The organism is Salinivibrio sp. MA351, from assembly GCF_001996065.1.
GTDB classification, from domain to species: Bacteria; Pseudomonadota; Gammaproteobacteria; order Enterobacterales; family Vibrionaceae; genus Salinivibrio; species Salinivibrio costicola.
The window spans coordinates 48,397-66,971 of sequence record NZ_MUFG01000010.1 but is presented as its reverse complement, the minus strand read 5'-3'; the positions used below and the strand labels follow the sequence as shown (position 1 = coordinate 66,971).

12 protein-coding genes are annotated in these 18,575 nt (G+C 50.3%); 3 read left to right on the top strand and 9 right to left on the bottom strand.

The genetic code is table 11. The features are described 5' to 3' along the window. Window positions 1–142: 142 nt before the first annotated feature. Genes BZG78_RS07365 through BZG78_RS07350 form a run of 4 tightly spaced genes read right to left on the bottom strand, consistent with a single transcriptional unit; the run spans window position 143 to window position 4,998 of the window. Window positions 143–1,249, bottom strand: a complete 1,107-nt coding sequence (locus BZG78_RS07365; protein ID WP_077660805.1) for a DUF1513 domain-containing protein — start codon at window positions 1,247–1,249, stop codon at window positions 143–145. Further along, window positions 1,230–2,243, bottom strand: coding sequence for an imelysin family protein (locus tag BZG78_RS07360; RefSeq protein WP_158011789.1), 1,014 nt, complete (start codon window positions 2,241–2,243; stop codon window positions 1,230–1,232). The genes BZG78_RS07365 and BZG78_RS07360 overlap by 20 nt, the downstream gene beginning before the upstream one ends. Before the next feature lie 40 nt (window positions 2,244–2,283). Continuing rightward, the gene (locus tag BZG78_RS07355) at window positions 2,284–3,681 is read right to left on the bottom strand and encodes a di-heme oxidoredictase family protein (protein ID WP_077660803.1); all 1,398 of its coding nucleotides are present in this window, start codon (window positions 3,679–3,681) and stop codon (window positions 2,284–2,286) included. A gap of 60 nt (window positions 3,682–3,741) precedes the next feature. Further along, entirely contained in the window at window positions 3,742–4,998 is a 1,257-nt protein-coding gene (locus BZG78_RS07350) for an imelysin family protein (protein WP_077660802.1), read from the bottom strand. 412 nt (window positions 4,999–5,410) lie between these two features. Between BZG78_RS07350 and BZG78_RS07345 the strand changes: the two genes are divergently transcribed. Further along, window positions 5,411–5,908, top strand: a complete 498-nt coding sequence (locus BZG78_RS07345) for a MarR family transcriptional regulator (RefSeq protein ID WP_021023622.1) — start codon at window positions 5,411–5,413, stop codon at window positions 5,906–5,908. 183 nt (window positions 5,909–6,091) lie between these two features. Here BZG78_RS07345 and BZG78_RS07340 read toward each other — a convergent pair whose 3' ends face one another. Then, the gene (locus BZG78_RS07340; protein WP_051109700.1) at window positions 6,092–6,952 is read right to left on the bottom strand and encodes an aldo/keto reductase; all 861 of its coding nucleotides are present in this window, start codon (window positions 6,950–6,952) and stop codon (window positions 6,092–6,094) included. Window positions 6,953–7,232: 280 nt separating this feature from the next. On the opposite strand from BZG78_RS07340, the gene BZG78_RS07335 reads away from it, so the two are divergent. Both BZG78_RS07335 and BZG78_RS07330 read left to right on the top strand, forming a co-directional pair. Further along, entirely contained in the window at window positions 7,233–7,730 is a 498-nt protein-coding gene (locus BZG78_RS07335; RefSeq protein WP_021023624.1) for a GNAT family N-acetyltransferase, read from the top strand. Window positions 7,731–7,831: 101 nt separating this feature from the next. Further along, window positions 7,832–10,147 (top strand): methyl-accepting chemotaxis protein, encoded by a 2,316-nt coding sequence (locus BZG78_RS07330; protein WP_077660801.1) that lies wholly within the window; start codon window positions 7,832–7,834, stop codon window positions 10,145–10,147. A gap of 1,013 nt (window positions 10,148–11,160) precedes the next feature. On the opposite strand, the gene mukB is transcribed toward BZG78_RS07330, so the two are convergent. The 4 genes from mukB to cmoM are packed head-to-tail and all read right to left on the bottom strand — an operon-like array spanning window position 11,161 to window position 18,494. Further along, window positions 11,161–15,615: a chromosome partition protein MukB gene (gene mukB / locus BZG78_RS07320; protein WP_077660799.1), complete on the bottom strand. Its 4,455-nt coding sequence runs from the start codon at window positions 15,613–15,615 to the stop codon at window positions 11,161–11,163. Continuing rightward, window positions 15,612–16,343: a chromosome partition protein MukE gene (gene mukE / locus BZG78_RS07315; protein ID WP_021022806.1), complete on the bottom strand. Its 732-nt coding sequence runs from the start codon at window positions 16,341–16,343 to the stop codon at window positions 15,612–15,614. The genes mukB and mukE overlap by 4 nt, the downstream gene beginning before the upstream one ends. Continuing rightward, complete coding sequence (gene mukF, locus BZG78_RS07310; RefSeq protein WP_077660798.1) at window positions 16,324–17,688, bottom strand: chromosome partition protein MukF; 1,365 nt, start codon at window positions 17,686–17,688, stop codon at window positions 16,324–16,326. The genes mukE and mukF overlap by 20 nt, the downstream gene beginning before the upstream one ends. After that, complete coding sequence (cmoM, locus tag BZG78_RS07305) at window positions 17,685–18,494, bottom strand: tRNA uridine 5-oxyacetic acid(34) methyltransferase CmoM (protein ID WP_077660819.1); 810 nt, start codon at window positions 18,492–18,494, stop codon at window positions 17,685–17,687. Before cmoM ends, mukF begins: the two co-directional genes overlap by 4 nt. Between the last annotated feature and the right edge of the window lie 81 nt (window positions 18,495–18,575).

Genomic DNA, 18,575 nt, shown 5'->3' with positions numbered 1-18,575 from the left:
TCCTCATCCCTGTTATGATTATGGCAAAGTTTTACTGCAAAGAAGCAAAATTAACGTCTGTTTTTCCTCATCACAACGCAAGGTATTGAAACAAAAACGGCAGCCAAAATTGACTGCCGTTTAGAACATTATCATGGATTCATTACACTAAGGTTATCCAGTGATTATCCCATCGGACTGGCGTCATTTTATAATCCGGATGGTGTGCATTATTTAGCGTCACCATTTTACCGCTACCCGCACTGAGGTTAATCACATCACCATCGCGACTCGCGCCAGAAGCATCTATCAGCGGATGCAATCCAAGTAACTCGCCACTATTTAACGACCAAATACCATAACAATTGCCACGGGGCGACGTGGCGACAATCCAACCATTGAGGGTAGCAATACTGGCAACATAGTTATTAAAACGCGACCACTGCTCTGGTGAAGCATTCAACATTTTCATCGGCTCACCACGGCGATGAATCGCGACAAGGGGGGCGTTATCAGCACCATGGTATTGCTGACCTGTCACCACATAACCCTTATCTGACACCATTAAATGGCGAATACTGAGCTTCTTATTTGCAAGCTCAGCGCGCTCGATCACTTTGCCACTGTCGATATCGATATAGACCAGTGCCGGTGACATAGCGTCAATGTTTAACACTGTGCGTCCATCAGTATGCATGCCGCCGACACCCACGACTAACGTGTTAGTATCCACCAGCGCTAACTCATGAGGACCAATGCCAAAGCCGCTTATTTCACGCACTTTTTTTACCTGCCCCTGCGCGGTTAATTGGTAAACACCGATCACACCTTCGCTGGTTTGCCGTTTACCCTCGGTGGTATATAACCATTTTCCATCATCAGAAATGGCGCCGTGTCCATAAAAATAACGATCGGAAGCGGCCCTTATCCGTGACAACGTCACTCCACGTTGGTAGTCAAACACCTGCATAAAATCACCAGGCCGGCGCGCAAATGCCACCCCTAGCGTTCCAACCTCTCGTCGCTGAGCGGCGACACCATGACCCCGATCGGGCAATGGTAGGCGGAAAACGGGTTGCCCAGACGGATCAGCGCCAACCACCGCGAAAGAGCCATCACGACTCAGCGCACAGCCCAGTAACTCACACCGCGCTGCTGCGGTATTACCACGACAACCACTCAATGTATTTACGACGGTGGGTAAAGCCGCGCCCATTAGCGCCGCCTTGAGTAAACGGCGGCGTTTCTGACTAATCGCCATCGGTTGCATTAAACCCCACAACTATGCCTAAATCTTGTGCGACTTGACCACCCAACACGAGTTTTAGATATTCCAGATTGTTATAGACGGTGAGCATGTCACGATAACCCGGTACGCTGTTGAGCCTATCAAACAGCGGCTCGCCGTCTTTGGGCACACTGTCATAGGCGAGTTGCCAATGCTCGCTAACACGATCGGCTACCTGATGGTTGCCTCGCTCGCGTAGCGCTTGCTCGATACCACCTTCAGCGTGATATTGAACTTGCATCGCTTGAATGCTCTCGCTTAATAGTGTTAGAGAGTGCCGCGATCGCCAGGCTTCTCCTTGGTAGGGGTTAGGAAAACCAGGTTTGCCCAAAGGGCCGGCAAGCTTTTTAAGCACATAATCGAGCTGATGTGTCAGTGCGCCAAGTTTTTCTGCCGTGGCCATCGAAGATGGCATCCCTAACCACGGGTTTTTCTGCCACGCTAGGGTTAATGCCGTTGCACTTTGCTGCAAACGCCCACTGACGGCCATGGCTACTTCGCAGTGTTTTGGCTGAGTTAAATTTGCTTGGCGATCATACAACAACCATTCCATCGCGCCGACACCTTGCACGGCCACACTTTGATCCGCTAATGCATCCGCGGTCCAGGTAGTATCACTGGCCAGCAAGGCATTCATTTTCCGTCCCGTGGTATTCTTTTTGTCAGGATAAAACTGAATCCGCCAACTTTGTGCCAAGGCTTGCTCTGAGCCCTTTTCTACGCCTTGTAAAGGCATCCAAGCGGTCATAACCTTCTTCCATGCTTGACGCGCCTTATCCACATCCGTGCCCTGCAAGCAAACCGATTGTGTGGTCTGCGCAAGCGCCTTGGTTGCAGAGAGAAACTGTTCGCTTCTTTGTTTTTGTAGTTGCCAAAGGCCATGATTAGGCCCTGTCTCAGCTTGAGACAAACATCCGCCGAGCAACACGGTGGCGCTGAGCGTAAGCACCACAATAGGATTAAATCGAAAACGCATACCACAAGACTCCAGCATGGTGTTTTTATAATAAGTGCTTTTATAATGAACGTAAAAATGCAATCAGTGCATCACGGTCCGCTTTTGGCATCGCCAGTACACGCTGTTTGGTGCCATCGGCTTCGCCACCATGCCATAAAACGGCTTCCATCAACGTTCGAGCACGACCGTCATGTAAGTAGGTACCATCAGCATTGACCTCTTTGGTATAACCAATCCCCCAAAGTGGTGCCGTTCGCCATTCTCGGCCGTTAGCAATAAACTCACTACGGTGATCCGCTAGCCCCTCTCCCATATCGTGTAACAGTAAGTCGGTATAGGGATGAATTTCTTGTTCACTCAGAGCGGCCAGATCAGGACGTTTTGCTGTTGTGAACGACTCAACGTGACAAGCGTTACATCCAGCATTAACAAACATCTCTTGCCCTCGTTGGACTTGCGAGTCTTGGATGTTACGACGCGCGGGAACCGCGAGATGGCGAGCATAAAATTCAACAAAGTCGAGAATATTATCACTCACTTCGGGATCGCCCCCATTGGGCATATCGTCGCACACCGACTGCGACGGCATACAGTTGTGATGAGGGAACATCGAGGTTGTTAGCCCGACATCGCCATTAAAAGCGGATGCATTTTGTTGATTCACGTTGGGTAATCCGGCTTTCCACCCAAACCGCCCCAGTGCGGTACGCTGTGTGTCGATATCCCACACTTGGTTGGGGCGCCCGGAAATGCCGTCGCCATTGGCATCCTCAGGATCGGCGTACGCATAGATCGCCTCAGCGGGGATCGACTCGAGTAGCCCAAGACCTATCATCGGTGGTGCAATCCGCGCTGACAGCTGCACATTCTCTGCCATCGGACCATAATTAAGGTCTGTAATAGCTAAGTTTGGCTGGCGTAATGTCACAGTCTCACCGTCTTCAAAGGTCACCGGTACTTCGCGATAGCTGATTGCTATTTTGCCCTCTGGCTTGACGCCTGGTAAGGAAAAATCTTGAAGTTGACCGCCATAATTGGGCTCTGGAATATTGCCATATTGGATCAGCTTTTGTTTTTCCGCTTCACTCATCGCTGGCACACTCAGCCGAACCAACATGGAAACGGCATTGATATCACCTGGCGATGGAGGATGGCCTCGCCCATCTTTGATATGGCAATTTTGGCAGCCATTAGTATTAAATAATGGGCCAAGGCCGTCACGGGCATCCGTTGATGCCGGTGAACTGACCCAAGGATTACGAAAAAAGCTATTACCGACACTGAAATCAATGCGCTCACTCATCGGCAAGTTAGCGGCAGGTTGGGAAAAGGCGTTCGGTCCTTCCTTGATAACGGTTGTTCCCCCACCGGATGTGCGCTCGAATGCAAGTGCGGAGGTGGTCACCAAAAAAGTAAGACATGTCACGTTAAGGTAAGCAATGACATTGGGCTTCATAGTGTGTCCTGACAAGGCAAAAAGCCCCGTACCACGGGGCTAACTAGAATAATATGTCGTTTAGAATTGGTGATCAGCGGTGTCTGGATTCAGGTTATCAATACCAATCACTTGCGCCGCTTGTTCAATATGCTTGGTCTGATCCACCAGCGCCGCGATAGATGCGTTGACCAGTTGATTCCCTTCGTTATTACCAGCAGCAATCAGCTGATCAAAATACACGTTGTTGTCCTCCGCAGAAACAACCAAGGTTTTAACTTGCTGCTGCGCTTGATCAAAGCTGGCTTTAATTGCCTCTGCGGCATCGGCATTTTTATCTCTAACCAAATCAAGGACTGACGGTCCCGATAAGGTATTACCATTCACGCGCTGATATGTCCCCGTCATGACATTGTAAATGCCCTGCTCGTTATAAAAATGCGAATTGTGCGTATTGTCAGAAAAACAGTCATGCTCATCTTCGGTTGAGTTAGCTTCTAGCGCGACTTTCATTCGCTCCCCCGCCAGTTCACCTAACGACAGTGATCCCATACCAAATAACATTTTGCGTAGGCCATTCTCACTTGAATCGGCAAGCAGACTCGCACGGTAATTATCTTTGTTACCCTCAGCCCATTGATCACGCATCCACGCCAGATCATCAACCAATAGATCAGCAGCCGCTTTCAAGTAATCACGACGACGATCACAATGGTCATGGGTACACGCTTCACCATAGGCGAAATCGGTATAAGGGCGCTCACCGGCTCCTGCGTTGGTGCCGTTTAAATCTTGTCCCCACAACAGGAACTCGATGGCATGGTAGCCCGATGCCACATTGGCTTCTGAGCCGCCCACTTCATTTAAACTTGCGAGCAGTGTTGGCGTGATGTCAGTAACATCAAGATCGGTGGCGCCAATCTGAATGCGTTGATTCGCAATAATGTTAGCTGTCGCTCCGGCATTACCGAGTTCTGCCTGATAGCCATCCGCGACATAATCAATTAACCCCTCGTCCAAAGGCCAAGCATTGAGCTGTCCTTCCCAGTCATCGACAATGGCATTGCCAAAGCGAAAAACTTCTGACTGTTGGTAAGGCACACGTGCATCTAGCCACGCCTTTTTAGCTGCCTGAAGGGTTGTTTCAGAAGGTTCGGCAACAAAAGCGTTCAGTGCACTGTCGAGTTCAACCGCGGTTGTGTGAGCATCAGCAAAAACGGCGTGAGCAATGTCTGCATAATGTGCCACGACCTCTTGTTGGGTCGCCGCATTAGCGCCAAATGGGGCCGCAAATAGTGATAGCGCAATCAGGTTGCGCTTAAACGGTGTCAATTCCATAGTCGTGTTGTCCTTCGCCTTATATGAACGGTTATGATAACCATTATCGTTTGTACGAGAGAATTCTAAGTATAATGTTACGAAATGCAACAAAGAATTTTTCTCATTACGCGAAGTGTGATGGCTATGCTATGTGTAAGGTTGACTGCAATACGTTGCAATGCACATCCGACCTGTTATTTAGGTAAACCGATGACTATAGGCCATTTTTTGCACTTACTCTCTGAAACAGTCAAAAATAACAATAAATTAGATTTAATTTGAACTCTAATGGTTATAATAGACTGAAAGCACTTCGATTATTTTCTCGTTGAAACAAACATAAATCATCGATTTTTCTCTCGATGTCTTTGCACTACAACCGCGGGTATTGTAAGTTTCGGGGGCAATTTTTTCTGGTGGAGGTGAGGTAATGGAAAAACACGAAGAAGTACTGGTCGCATTGCGGCAAATTATACGCGCAATCGATTTGCATTCACGAAAGCTTAACAAAGTATCGGGGATCACTGGCCCCCAATTGGTACTGATGCGTGCGATTAAAGAGCTTGGTCAAGTGACGATTCGTAAGTTATCTGTCCATACCAACATGAGCCAGGCCACAGCAACCACCATTTTGGACCGCTTAGAAAAGCGTGGGCTGATTTTGCGTGTCCGGAGCGAGCTTGATAAGCGTAAAGTGCACGCACACCTGACCGAACAAGGGGAAGCGGCATTGGAACAAGCTCCTAAGCCACTGCAGGAGAACTTTATCTCACGCTTTCAAAACCTAGAAGAATGGGAACAATCTCTGCTGCTGTCCTCTGTCCAACGTATCTCATCAATGATGAATGCAGACGATATTGATGCCGCACCGATGCTAGAGGTGTCTGCGCTTACCTCGCATCACTCCATGTCTCAGGCTAAAAAATAGCAGCTACCGGCGGGTAAACAGGACGTCTCCACCGGTCAACCTGCCAGCAAGGCGCCAGAAAAGCCATGGATTGAACGCTTTTTGTCGCCATTGCTCATCTGAAAATAAAAAGACGGCACCACGTACCGTCTGTTGATTTTTCCCTTGATCAACGCCTTCGCACGAATGACCAACACCTTCGCTCTAAGGCACGTTATGCCCTTTCGAAGCGACCCATATGCGATACCACTGCTCACGCGTTAATTTAAGATCATAAGCCTGTTTAGCGGCTTTCACTCGCTCAATGTTCCCCGAGCCTATAATGGGTAATGGTTTCGATGGATGGCGCATCACCCAAGCATAAATCACTTGATCGATACTCGCGCCGCCTAACTCCTCACCAATAGCGCTAAGCGTTTCGCGCACACGGACAGCTTGTTGTGACTCTCCCGTCAATAATTCGCCGCCGGCAAGGCACGACCACGCCATCGGTTTTACCTGAAGACGCTGAAGCTGATCAAGCGTGCCATCGTGGATCACATCAAAACGTAGCGGGTTGATTTCAACCTGGTTGGTGACGAGCGATTCGTCCCAACGAGATTGCAATAAATCAAATTGTGACGGCGTAAAGTTTGATACCCCGAAGTGCGCGACTTTTCCGTGATAGCGAAGCGTTGTAAACGCCTCTGCCACTTCATCCGCGTCCATCAATGCATCAGGGCGATGCAACAATAACACGTCGAGCTTTTCCACCCCTAAACGCTTCAGTGAATGATCCACCGACTCCAGGATATGATGATAGCTGGTGTCATAATGATTAATTTTACGATTAGGGGCCGCCTCGCTGACCAACTTAATGTCGCACTTGGAGACAACTTGGATCGATTTTCTCACACTCGGATCCAATTTTACCGCTTGTCCAAACAAGGTTTCACAGCGATAGTCTCCATAGATATCAGCATGATCAACCGTTGTAATTCCCAAATCAATATGGGATTTGAGAAAACTGAGCCGCTGCTGCGGGGTCATCTGCCAATCATCTAATCGCCAGTATCCCTGCACCATAGGCGAGAAAAACGGGCCGACCGGAGAAATGGATGTCGCTTTAAACTCTGACAAAACGCGTCCTTATATGCCGAGAAGTGAAGATCTCATGCTAGTCCGATCAATTTCACGTCACAATCCCTTTTTTATTAATATAACGAGATAGTTTGTTTTCTCTCAATTTTTGATTTTTTGCGTACCACGCGTTTGAACGAAAGATGAGCAATTTGTCATCAATACTTGGCGAATGGGACGAACTTCGGTATCTTATGCGCCGCAAAAAAGCAAAAAGGAAGCGAAAATGCTTATTCGACGCATGGAGTTGCGTGATTGTGACGCGATCAATACCATTTATAACTATTACATCACCCACACTGCGATCACGTTCGATTTAGCCCCTTGGCAAAAGCAAGAGCGTGAACATTGGTTTGCGCAATTTGATCCGTCCTCCCGCTATCAAGCTTGGGTGGCAGAGCAAGATCAACAAATCGTTGGGTTTGCTTATAACACGCCGTTCAACGCTAAACAGGCTTTTCATATCGCCTCAGAGATCACGATTTACGCCGCGCCTGATGCCGGCGGTCGCGGTATCGGCTCACAGTTGATGCGCACTTTGCTCGAGGGTATGCGAGAGCAAGATCTTCGCCGTGCTTACTCGCTGATCACACTCCCTAACCCCTCTTCACTGGCGCTTCATCGTCGTTTTGGCTTTCAGCAAGTTGGCCAACTTAACGAGGTCGGTGAAAAGTTCGGCCAATACCATAGTGTCGCCATGCTCGAGTGTGATCTAACCGTTTGAGCATGCTGTTGGCCTGTTGAATAAGCCCCACCCTCTTCACCATGCACCGTTACGGTGCCCTCATTTGATACCGTCGTCACGACGTTCAGGAGTTTAGTAGTATGAAAGTTCGCACAAAGGTATCTGCGGCAATCATCTCCGCCTGTGTTATCTGTATTCTCGCCACCGCAGCAGTGCTCGCCAATCGCACCACTGCATTGTTTGGCGACCAGATGCAAGATCAAGCCATTAGCCAGCTCAAAGCAGTCCGTGAAGCTAAACAATCAGAGCTAAGCAGTTATTTTTCATTTATCGGTCAACAGTTGACATCAATGGCCGATTCAACCATGACTGAAAATGCCGTTAACGCATTTAGTCAGGCCTATTTACGCTACAGCCGTGAAGTACGGACCGACCGCGCGTCACGCCGCGCCCTGCAGGATTACTATACCGACACCTTTGGTGATGCCTACCAGGCGCTTAACGATACGAATGCCAACGCTCGTTCCAACCTCGCCGCGCTCGCCCCCGCCACACGTACACTGCAACAATTTTACATCAGTGGTAGCCCGCACCCTTTGGGCGAGAAAGACAAGTTAGTTACCACTAATGACGGATCAACCTACGATAACGTTCACACCCAGTACCATCCCAACTATCACCGTTTTGCCGAAACCTTTGGCTACCAAGATATTTTATTAGCAGATGCGAACGGTCGTATCGTTTATTCGGTGGCGAAAGAAATCGATTTTGGCACCAGTTTGTTTGCCGGTCCCTACGCCACCAGCGGGATGGGAGATGCGTTTTTAGAAGCTATCGACGCGCAAGCAGGCGACATTAGTTTTGTTGATTATCGCCCTTACTTTCCCAGCTATGACGAGCCAGCTTCATTTATCGCTACCCCTATTGTTGAAAACGGCGAAACCCAAGGGGTGCTGATCTTTAAACTGCCCATCGCACGATTAAGCGGTGTCATAAGTGGCCAAGGGCACTGGCAATCTGCCGGATTTGGTGAGACGGGCGAAATGTTTATGGTGGGGCCAGACAAGGCTCTCCGTACCGAGGCACGCGCGTTACAAGAAGATAAATCGGCCTATTTAAATTTGTTACGCACCAATGGCGTAAAACCCGGTTTGATTAACCGCATCGACTTCACTGACACTGCGGCTGGACAAATGCCAATCGATTCTCCAAGTGTGGCCCAGGCGCTCGCGGGCCAAACAGGCACGGGGGAAGAAAAAAGCTACCGCAACCAAACCGTTTATACCGCTTATGCGCCGATTGATGTATTTGGAAAGCGCTGGGCGTTGGTGAATCAAATTAGTCAACAAGAAGCGCTTGCCCAAGTGACGACCATGAAAGACACTATTTTAAACGCCACAGTGCTCACATCGCTGGTTCTGGTGGGTGTCGCGATACTGATTGGTTATGTACTGGGTGGCAATATTGCTAAACCCATGATTGCGGTGACCACACGGATTAAGACGATCGCCGAAGACAAGGATTTAACTCAACGGCTGCCGGATAAAGGTAAAGATGAAATGGCGCTGCTCGGCCGTTCGCTCAATCAGATGTTTGCCAGCTTCCAAACCGTGATCCAAGAAGCGCATCAAGCATCTGGATTACTTGGGCAAGCCGCTAACGATATTAACCAAGACGTAGTCACCATGCACGATCGCGTTACCGACCAGGTCAAGCATACCCATCAAGTGGCCTCAGCGGCGACGGAAATGGCTACATCGGTCACGGATGTCGCGCAATACGCCGATCAAGCCTCAACCGCATCAGACGATATCACTCAAGCGGTGAATAAAGGCTCGCAAATTGGTGACGATCTGGTGGAACAGATCCGCACGTTGTCATCGAGTATGGACGCCGCCACGGCGACCATGAGCCGCTTATCGCAGCAAAGTGAGGAAATTGGCACCGTGCTCGATGTGATCCAAGCGATTGCCGAGCAAACAAACTTGTTGGCATTGAATGCTGCTATCGAGGCCGCCCGTGCCGGCGAACAAGGCCGTGGATTCAGCGTGGTCGCCGAAGAAGTACGTTCCCTTGCCTCTCGTACCCAGGACTCCACCGAAAGTATTCGCGATAAAATTGCCGCATTGCGCCAAGAGACGCAGTCAGCGGTGGCGGATATGGATACCACCAGCCAAACCGTGGAAGTTTGTGTGAACCACTGTCAGCAAAACAACGCCGCCTTGGTGGATATTGCCAACATGGTCACCGAAATTAATCAAATGACCTCACACATCGCCAATGCCACACAGCAGCAAACCCAAGTCATAACGGAGATTAGCGAAAGCATCACAGACATTGCACAATCAGCAGAGACTGTCTCGCAACGTACGCATGACACGGCAGAAACCGTCACCGGCTTAAGCCAACGTTCTGCGCGATTGGCGGATACCATCGGACATTTCAAAACCGAATAATATATCTCACAATATTAACGCTTTGTGTCATCCTCGCCGATGGCCCCACAGACGTTAAAATACGTGTAGTTTGGCATAAGCGTCTTCTCGATCGTACAAGCTTGGTGTGATTTCCGCCGCGCGCCCGTTGCACGGCGCCATCGGAGATTAAGGTCAAAGTTGGCGCCGGTGTTAAAATTGGCGCCGATCGTGACAGGCGCCCGTTGGCAATGTGCACCTATCCATCATCGTGCTGGGGCTTGTGTCACCTACGCCAATGGCACCATTGATGTATAAATTTTGTCATTGTATGCATTCCCACGCAGGAGCGTGGGAACGAGTAATCGTAGCCAATGGCACCACCGATATATAAACCAGGCGTAGGTCGGCATAAGCGCCTTCTCGATCGCGCAAGCTTGGTGTGATTTGCGCTGCGCGCCCGTTGGCAATGTGCACTTATCCAACATCTTACCGGGGCTTGTGTCACCAACGCCAATGGCACCATCGAGGTTAAATATTAACGCCTTGTGTCATCGTCGCCAATGGCACCACCGACGTTAAAATACGCGTAGGTCGGTATAAGCGCCAGTGCGATGCCAATCATTATCAAGATGTGGGCCGCGCGCCATCCGACATTAGGGTCAAAATTGGCGCCGGTATTAAAATTGGCGCCGATCGTGACAGGCGCAGTGCAACTGGCGCCCGTTGGCAATGTGCACCTATCCATCATCGTGCTGGGGCTTGTGTCACCTACGCCAATGGCACCATCGATGTATAAATTTTGTCATTGTATGCATTCCCACGCAGGAGCGTGGGAACGAGTAATCCACAATATTAACGCTTTGTGTCATCCGCGCCGATGGCCCCACAGACGTTAAAGTGCGTGTAAGTCGGACAAGCGCCAGTGCGGTGTTAGTCGTGCATACCCAAGCCAACGCGCGCCTCCGACATCCGGGGCAAATTTGGCATCGAATGTGACAGGCGCCCGGTAGCATCGGGCGCCTATCCCAACCGACTACCGGAGCTTGTTTCACCTACGCCAATGACACCGGCTCTTGCGCAAGCGCTTGACGCTTCTCCTCACCAAAACCGCGTAAGCCAACCACATGCACATGCTCACGATCGTTAAAGATCTTGCGCACTAATTTATAGGTGGTGCCTTGCTCTGGGCTGATGTTTTCCGGTGCGGCAATCAACAGCTGCATATCCAAACGATGACACAACTCAAACAAGGTCGAGATCGATTTAGCATCCAAACGCGCGGCTTCATCAAGGAACAGCAAACGACATGGGATCACGTCTTTACCGCGTAACCGCCGTGATTCCTCTTCCCAGCTTTGAATTACCATCAGCAAAATGGCTTGGYCGGTACCAATGGCCTCCCCTGTCGACAACGCACCGGATTCCGCTTTCAGCCAGCCATCGGTACCACGATTCACCTCAATGCCTAATTCGAGGAAATTGCGATAATCTAACAACTCTTCGCCTAAGGTCTGTGGTGAACGCTGCCCCATGTCGATATGCGGATTCAGGCGTTGGAATAACTTCGCCATCGCTTCTGAGAAGGTTAGGTTTGGATTGCCGAACAAGTCTTGGTGTTGATCGGCATGCTCGGCTAAGCCCATCAGTAGCTGCGCATGAGTGTCACGAATCGAGACATTGAGACGCACGCCTTTAACCTGACCAAACCCGACACTTTGCAACCCTTGGTTGAGCATGCGGATCCGGTTTTGTTCACGCTGAATCGTTTTACGAATAATATTAGCGACCGACTCTGAGCTAATCGCTAACCGCTGCTCACGCTGCGTGAGTTCTTCGGTCAGGCGCGCAAGCTCCACTTCCATCTCTTCAATCGCTTCAACTGGATCGTCGGTGCGAATAATGTCGTGGCGGATCCGCTCGCGCAGATGTTGATAAACCGCAACGTAAAACAACACTTTACGCTCAGGCCGACCGATATCTTCTGACGCGCGTAAAGCATCACGCAAAATTTCATTATCGGCCACGGCAAGGCGCAAGGCACCCAACGACTTATCCGACAGTGAGCGCAATTCCTCGGCAGACATATACGCCATTTCTCGGCGGTTCAGTTGCTTTTCAACGCCGTTATCACGCGCAATCCGTAATACACTGCACCAGCCTGCTTTGGCATTGACCACAAACTGACGCAGTTCTTTATACTGCTTGAGCGATTTACGCAGCTCTTTGGTCAGCGACTTGGTTTCCATCTCTAACGAGGTGATCCCGCGTGACAGCTCACTATGTCGCTGTCGCGCTTGGTGCATTTGCTCATACAAGGTATCGCGACGATGCTGCGCGCGCATCAAAGCTTCTTCGTCCGCTTGTACACCTAACTCGGCAAATTCACGTTTAAACTCGTTCAACGTCTCTTGCTTGGACTGATGGGCACTTTTAAGCGACGCGAGCAGCTGCTGATACTGGCTATTTTGCCCCTGTACCTGCTTTAGCGCATCACGCTCACGTTGGCGAACTTGCTCTGCGTCTTTTAGTTTGGCCTTCAGTTGCTCGTTTAACTCACTGCTTTGCGTCAGCATCTCTGCCGCATCTTGATAGGCAAAATGAGGACGGCGCTCCGCTAAGTCGGCGACGGCAAATAACTGTTGCTTAATCGCTTGTAAGGCTTCATCCGCTTCTTGATAGGCTTGCTCCAACTTATCAAACTGCTCAGGATCACTCTCCAATGTGGCCAAGTATCCTTCTAGGGACGCCAACGTCTCTCCATGCTGCTGGATAAACGTTTTGGCCTGTTTCGCGGCGTGCAGGTTGTCATTCGCGGTTTGCAAGCGAACATCAAGTTCGGATTCTGCTAGGGCGTCGGCACAGTAACGCAGCTTATCAAGGCATTGCAGGGCTTGCTGACAACGTGAAACCTCAGCCTCATGCTGCGTCAGCGTCTGTTTACTCTCAGTTATCGCGCGCTGGGTTTGCACGCGTTTTTCACGGCAGCGCGCTATCGCTTGCTCGGGATCGGGAGTAAAGGCAACGGTTAGGTGCTCCGCAATAAATTGGCTAAACGCTTGCGATAAACGCTGCCACTTTTGCACATCAAACGAGGCCTTCGCGTAATCTTCTACCAGTGCATCACGTTGTGCTCTGAGCTGCTCAAGCCGATGCTCACGAGCCGCACGGCCAAATAGCGGGGTCTCTGGGAAGCGTGAATAGCGCATTTGCCGATCATTCAGGTGCACACATACCGCACCGCCCAGCTCTTGAGCATCAAACACGCGATCATCAAATGCGTCCGCATCGCCTTCAATGATGTAAAGATCATCTGGGCACGCGTCAAGCGAAGCCAGCTTCTCCTTTACGCCTTTCAGATCCGGCACCACAATCGCATGACGCGCTGGACCATACAGAGCGCTAAAATACGGGGCATCTTCTAAGGTAATATCATCGTAAATCTCAGAGAGCAAGGTTCCGCCAAGCGTCTCTGCCAGTCCTTGTAATTGCGAATCTTCACTGCCACCAGGTTGCGCCAGCTGTTCAATCGCCCGCTCTATCTCGGCTTTTTGGCGGGCAAGCTGCTCTTGATGATGGGTCTGCTGACGCACCGACTCATGTGTGGCATGCATGGCGTCCATCACCGCTTGGCTATCCGCCAAGGTTTGCTCGGTCTGGGTTTCGAGTTTGGTCAACGCCTCATTGGCGGCAAACCAACGGGGCGCTTTGCCTTCAAGCTCGCGAATGTCCGCATCAATCGCTGCCTCGGTACGTGACAACTCGCGCAGCCGCTCGGCTTGAGCCTCTTTTTCTTGCTGTAAGGTCTCTCGTTTTTCTTGTTGCAAGGCAACAGCTTGCTCCGCGGCATCACTATCAGCCAGGCGCTCCCCGGTTAACGCCTGATAGTCTAACACCAGGTGGCTAGCCTTTTGCTGCTGCTCAACACGTTGGGTTAATTCGCGATGTTCATATTGGCGTTGTGAGAGGCTGTCGGCGAGATAGCGACGGGTGCGGCCCTGCTCTACCCAATACTTGGCTTTTTCTCCTGCCTCGGACCGGGCCACTGACGGATCAATGCGTTGTAATAAGCTTAATCCTTGCGCAAACTGATTGGCCGTTGCCGATGCCAGATCCCGCTTGTGTTTAAGCGACAATACGCGATCCGTTTGCTCTGATTCTTCGGTTTTGAGCCTTTGCAAGCAGGCCCCTGCCTCATCGACGGTTAGGGCGTCATCGTCGGTGAGACGTCTGGCTGTTTCCAACGCCGTTACAGCTTGCTGATATTGCAAAGATCGCGTTTGCTGAGTATTTAGCGCTTGCTGATAGTCCGCCAGTTGCGTTTTCAGGCTATCGACTTCTTCTTCGCTTTGTGCCGCCCGTAACTCGGCCTCGGTGAGCTGTTCCGTGGCTTCTTCCACCACCATGATTTGCTCTTCCAGTCGCTCAGATAATTCAAGCAAGTCTTCTTCATAACGCTGGATTTTTTCTTGCTGACGCATCGCCGATTGCACCAGTTGCAAGTGGTCCGCCGCGGCTTGATGATCTTGCTCAAGATGATCTTGTCCGGCTTCCAACTCACTTAATTCGGCACGCATGGCCTCAGCGTGCTGCTGTTTTTGCTGCAAGGTTTGCTGCGCGGCGTTTAATTCAGCCCGCAAAGACAAAGCCTGTTCGAGCTTGGTACGACGTTCGTTGGCATGGCGCATGTAATCTGAAGCCACATAATGGGTCGCCTCGGTGATCAGGTGCTTAAACAAATCCCGATCGCGCTGGGTAACTTTAATCGCCTCCAGCGTCATACGGTTTTCTTTTAGCGCCACTTCCATGTCTTGGAAAGCTTTTTTAACCCCGCCATTTTGTGGCAATAAGTACTCACGAAGTGACTTAGTAATGGCACTGGAAATACCGCCATACAAAGACGCTTCGATCAGACGGTAGAATTTGCCACGATCTTGTTGCGTACGCAGCTTTTTAGGTAACACCCCAAATTCAAACATTTGCGCATGATAGTCAGTGACCGAACTAAACGCTTTAAAATGCGCGGTTTCATACGCACCGGCCGCGTCTTTCACTTCGTTTAACTGACGCACTCGCGCTTGGCCGTTATTTAAGGTTTCCACCAAGACATCAGTAGGTGAGACTGAGGACGGTAACCCTTGCAAGATAAATGGCTTGATATCGACTTTCTTATCTCGACCGGCGACTTGCTGTAGGCGTACGCCAAATAACACGCGCTGTTGACGCGAGTTCACCACGTCTAATGCCGCATAACAGGCGCCTGGTTGCAATTTACCGTGCAAACCTTTGTCTCGAGATGCGCTCGAGCTGCCTGCTTCCGTAGTATTGCGAAAGTGCAGTAAGGTTTGATCGGGGATCAATGAGGTAATAAAAGCCGCCATAGTGGTGGATTTACCGGCGCCATTGCCACCCGATAACGTGGTGACCAGTGAATCGATATCAAAGGTCCGCGCAAAAAAGCCGTTCCAGTTCACCATGGTGAGTGATTGATACTTACCGCGCTGGCTCATGCTGTCGGCTCCTCCGTGTGTTGTGTTGCGGACGTCTCAGCTTCCTGATCAAACGCATCATCAAGCAAGCTAGATTGAATATGTTCTTGGCTATGGACCACAGCTTCGCCATCTCGGATTAAGCGTAACTGCGCTTCTTGCGGATCATCGCCCGTGCGCACATCGGCGCCAAAGCGGAAGGTGGCTTCACTAACGCGAAACTTATTGCCCTCACCAATCGGCAAGATCATTCCCAAACGACGCAGGCGACGCAGCGAGGTTTTCACCTTATCAAACAGCTTCTCGCGGTCGAGATCTGAGCCTGTGGCACGGTGGGTGACCAGCTTCATCAGTTTTTTCTCGTCGGCCAATGCCATCAGCTCGTCGAACAATTCTTGCGTGGTGAAGATCCCTTCTTGGGCCAAGCGCTCTGGGCTCAAATACAAAAAGCACAGCACTTTGCCGACCAGCATATCAAGCTCCGACAAGACACTGCGGCGGATAAGGCTGGTGGAACGCGGACGCAGATAGAAAAAGCCTTCTGGCGCACGCACTAACTCAGCGTTATAGCGCTGATAAAAAATATTTAACGCTTGCTCAAATTCAATCAGCAAGGCGTGGTTATCTAAATCGTCACTGGCAACATGGCGGCCAGCGCGTAATGCACTATCCAACGCCGGAAATAAAGGGTTAGCAATGGCTTTGGCCAGCTCCTCTGGCATTGGCTGTTCAGTATTTATCGATGACATTCGCTTGTACCTTCGCTCCGAAATCGTTAATCGCCTGCCAATCAGGCTGGATCGCGTTGAGATCAGATTGGGAATAACCCATCCGAACCGCTTGATTAATCACTAAGCGCGCGAGATCAAAATGGCGAGCTTGGGGGTGCTCGGCTAAGTAGTCTTTGAGAACACGACCGAGATTGATCGCTTGTCCGGTTTCTCGGTGACGGTTGAGCATCTGTGAAACTTTCTGTGACAAGGTGTCATCAACCACAGCCAACTGCTCAAACGTCACTTCTTCTGGCATATCGCCGGTGACTTCATCATCACGTAACACCAAGGCTTCATCACGGGTGTCGCGTAAACGCTCGGCATCCGCATAGGTCAAAAACCACGGCGCATCCAAATAGTCCGAGACCGATTGACGCAGACGCTGACTAAACGCACGGTTTTTATCCATATCAATCGCGGTTCGAATAAATTTATGCACATGGCGATCGTAACCTATCCATAAATCAATCGCTTGCTGACCCCAGTTCACGATCCGATCCAGTTTCATCTGCAGTCGATAAACCATGGCATCGACAAACTCGAGCTCGTCGCGTTGTCGCACCACTTCCTGGATCTCTAACAGTTGGCTTTGTAACTCATCTCCCGCCGCTTGCAGCGTTTCTTGCAGCTCTTGCAACGTATTGGATGTTTCATTTAACAAGTGCTCACAGTTAGCGATAGCGGCTTGCCAGTCTTGGGTAAGTAAGGCGGCAATATCGTCTTTAACTTGCTGTTGCTGCTCATCCATCACCCGCTGGTTGAGATCGATACGGTCAAAGATATCGGCCACCGAGTATTTTAATACCCCATACACATTGTGACGCCAAAAGGCGGCATCGCCATCTTCCTCTGCCGCACCGCGTGCCTTAGCGATTTCATCCGCGACCATTGAAAGCTGTACAGACAACTTTAACGTCGAGTATTCACGGTGGCGCGCATAATAATCCGCAATGCCCAGGGCGAGCGGCGTCAGACGATAAATGCTATCGCCCTCGGTCATTTCACTGGTAAAACGGCTTAATAAGCGCGCTTGCACCATTTCATTGATGGCATTGTTGGCACGAAAAGCGATGTTGCCGACGCTGCCACCTTCGTCGTTTATAAACTGTTCACTCACTAGCCGAAAAACATCGACTAATTCATGTTCGCTCAGTTCATCGTCTAAGCGCTCTTGGCTCATCACCGCCATTGCCAGCAAAAATGCCAAGCGCTCGGGCGGCAGCTGAAGTGCAAAGTTATTGTGTTTAACCCAACTGACCAATTCCGGTACGGTCTGAGCGTCGCCTTCCCCATGCTGAGAAGACAGAGCCWGATCACTCATCGGTTGTCCTTGTTTTCATCTTGATGGCTGGAGGCATTATGTTGCCCCCATACATGAATATATCGCCCTAGAGACACAAACGGCTCTTGGCGGCAAAGTTGCTGCTCCAACGCCAGCACCTGCTCAAAGGTAAAATCACCAATATTGGTATCGCGCATGTAGTCATGAAACGTGCGCACCCCGGTTTTACCTTTGAGGCTAATGCTACTGTCTTGCATCCATTGATAGACACTGTCTGGCTGCAACCCTTTGGGCGGCTGCAGTTTAAACCGTTTACGGTGCGGCATTCCCTGTTCAACATGGGTCAAGTTGCCACAGACGAGGTTTTTAAACAGCAATCCGGTTTGGTTATAAAACATCACGGATGCAACGCCACCCGGCCGTAAATGGCTGAGCAAATCTTTTAGCACTTGCTCAGGAGCGGCGACCCACTCCAATACCGCGTGAAATAAAATCACATCCGGGGGTGACGTCAAATGCTCACCAATAGACTGCACCGAGGAGTGGACCAGCTGATACTGCGCAAGTAAGCCCTGTTGTTCAATCTCCTGACGCGCCAACTCGAGCATTTGTGAAGAAAGATCACATAAAGTGACCCTGTGACCTCGAGCGGCCAGCGGTTGTGAAATCGGTGCAACGCCGCCACCCGCATCCAAAATATGGAGTGGTTGATCCGGCGGAAAGCACTGCAACATCTGCTCGATGTCGTGCCAAATTACCGCTTGACGGATTTCGCCTTTGCCCGATCCATAAATGTTTTTAACAAATTTGTGGGCGATGTCGTCGAAATTTTTATCCTCAGTCACAATGGCATTCGTTATCATTGAGTGGTATGAAGGCTTATTCTGTCACAAGCCTTACGTTAATAAAGGTTTATGGCATTATTT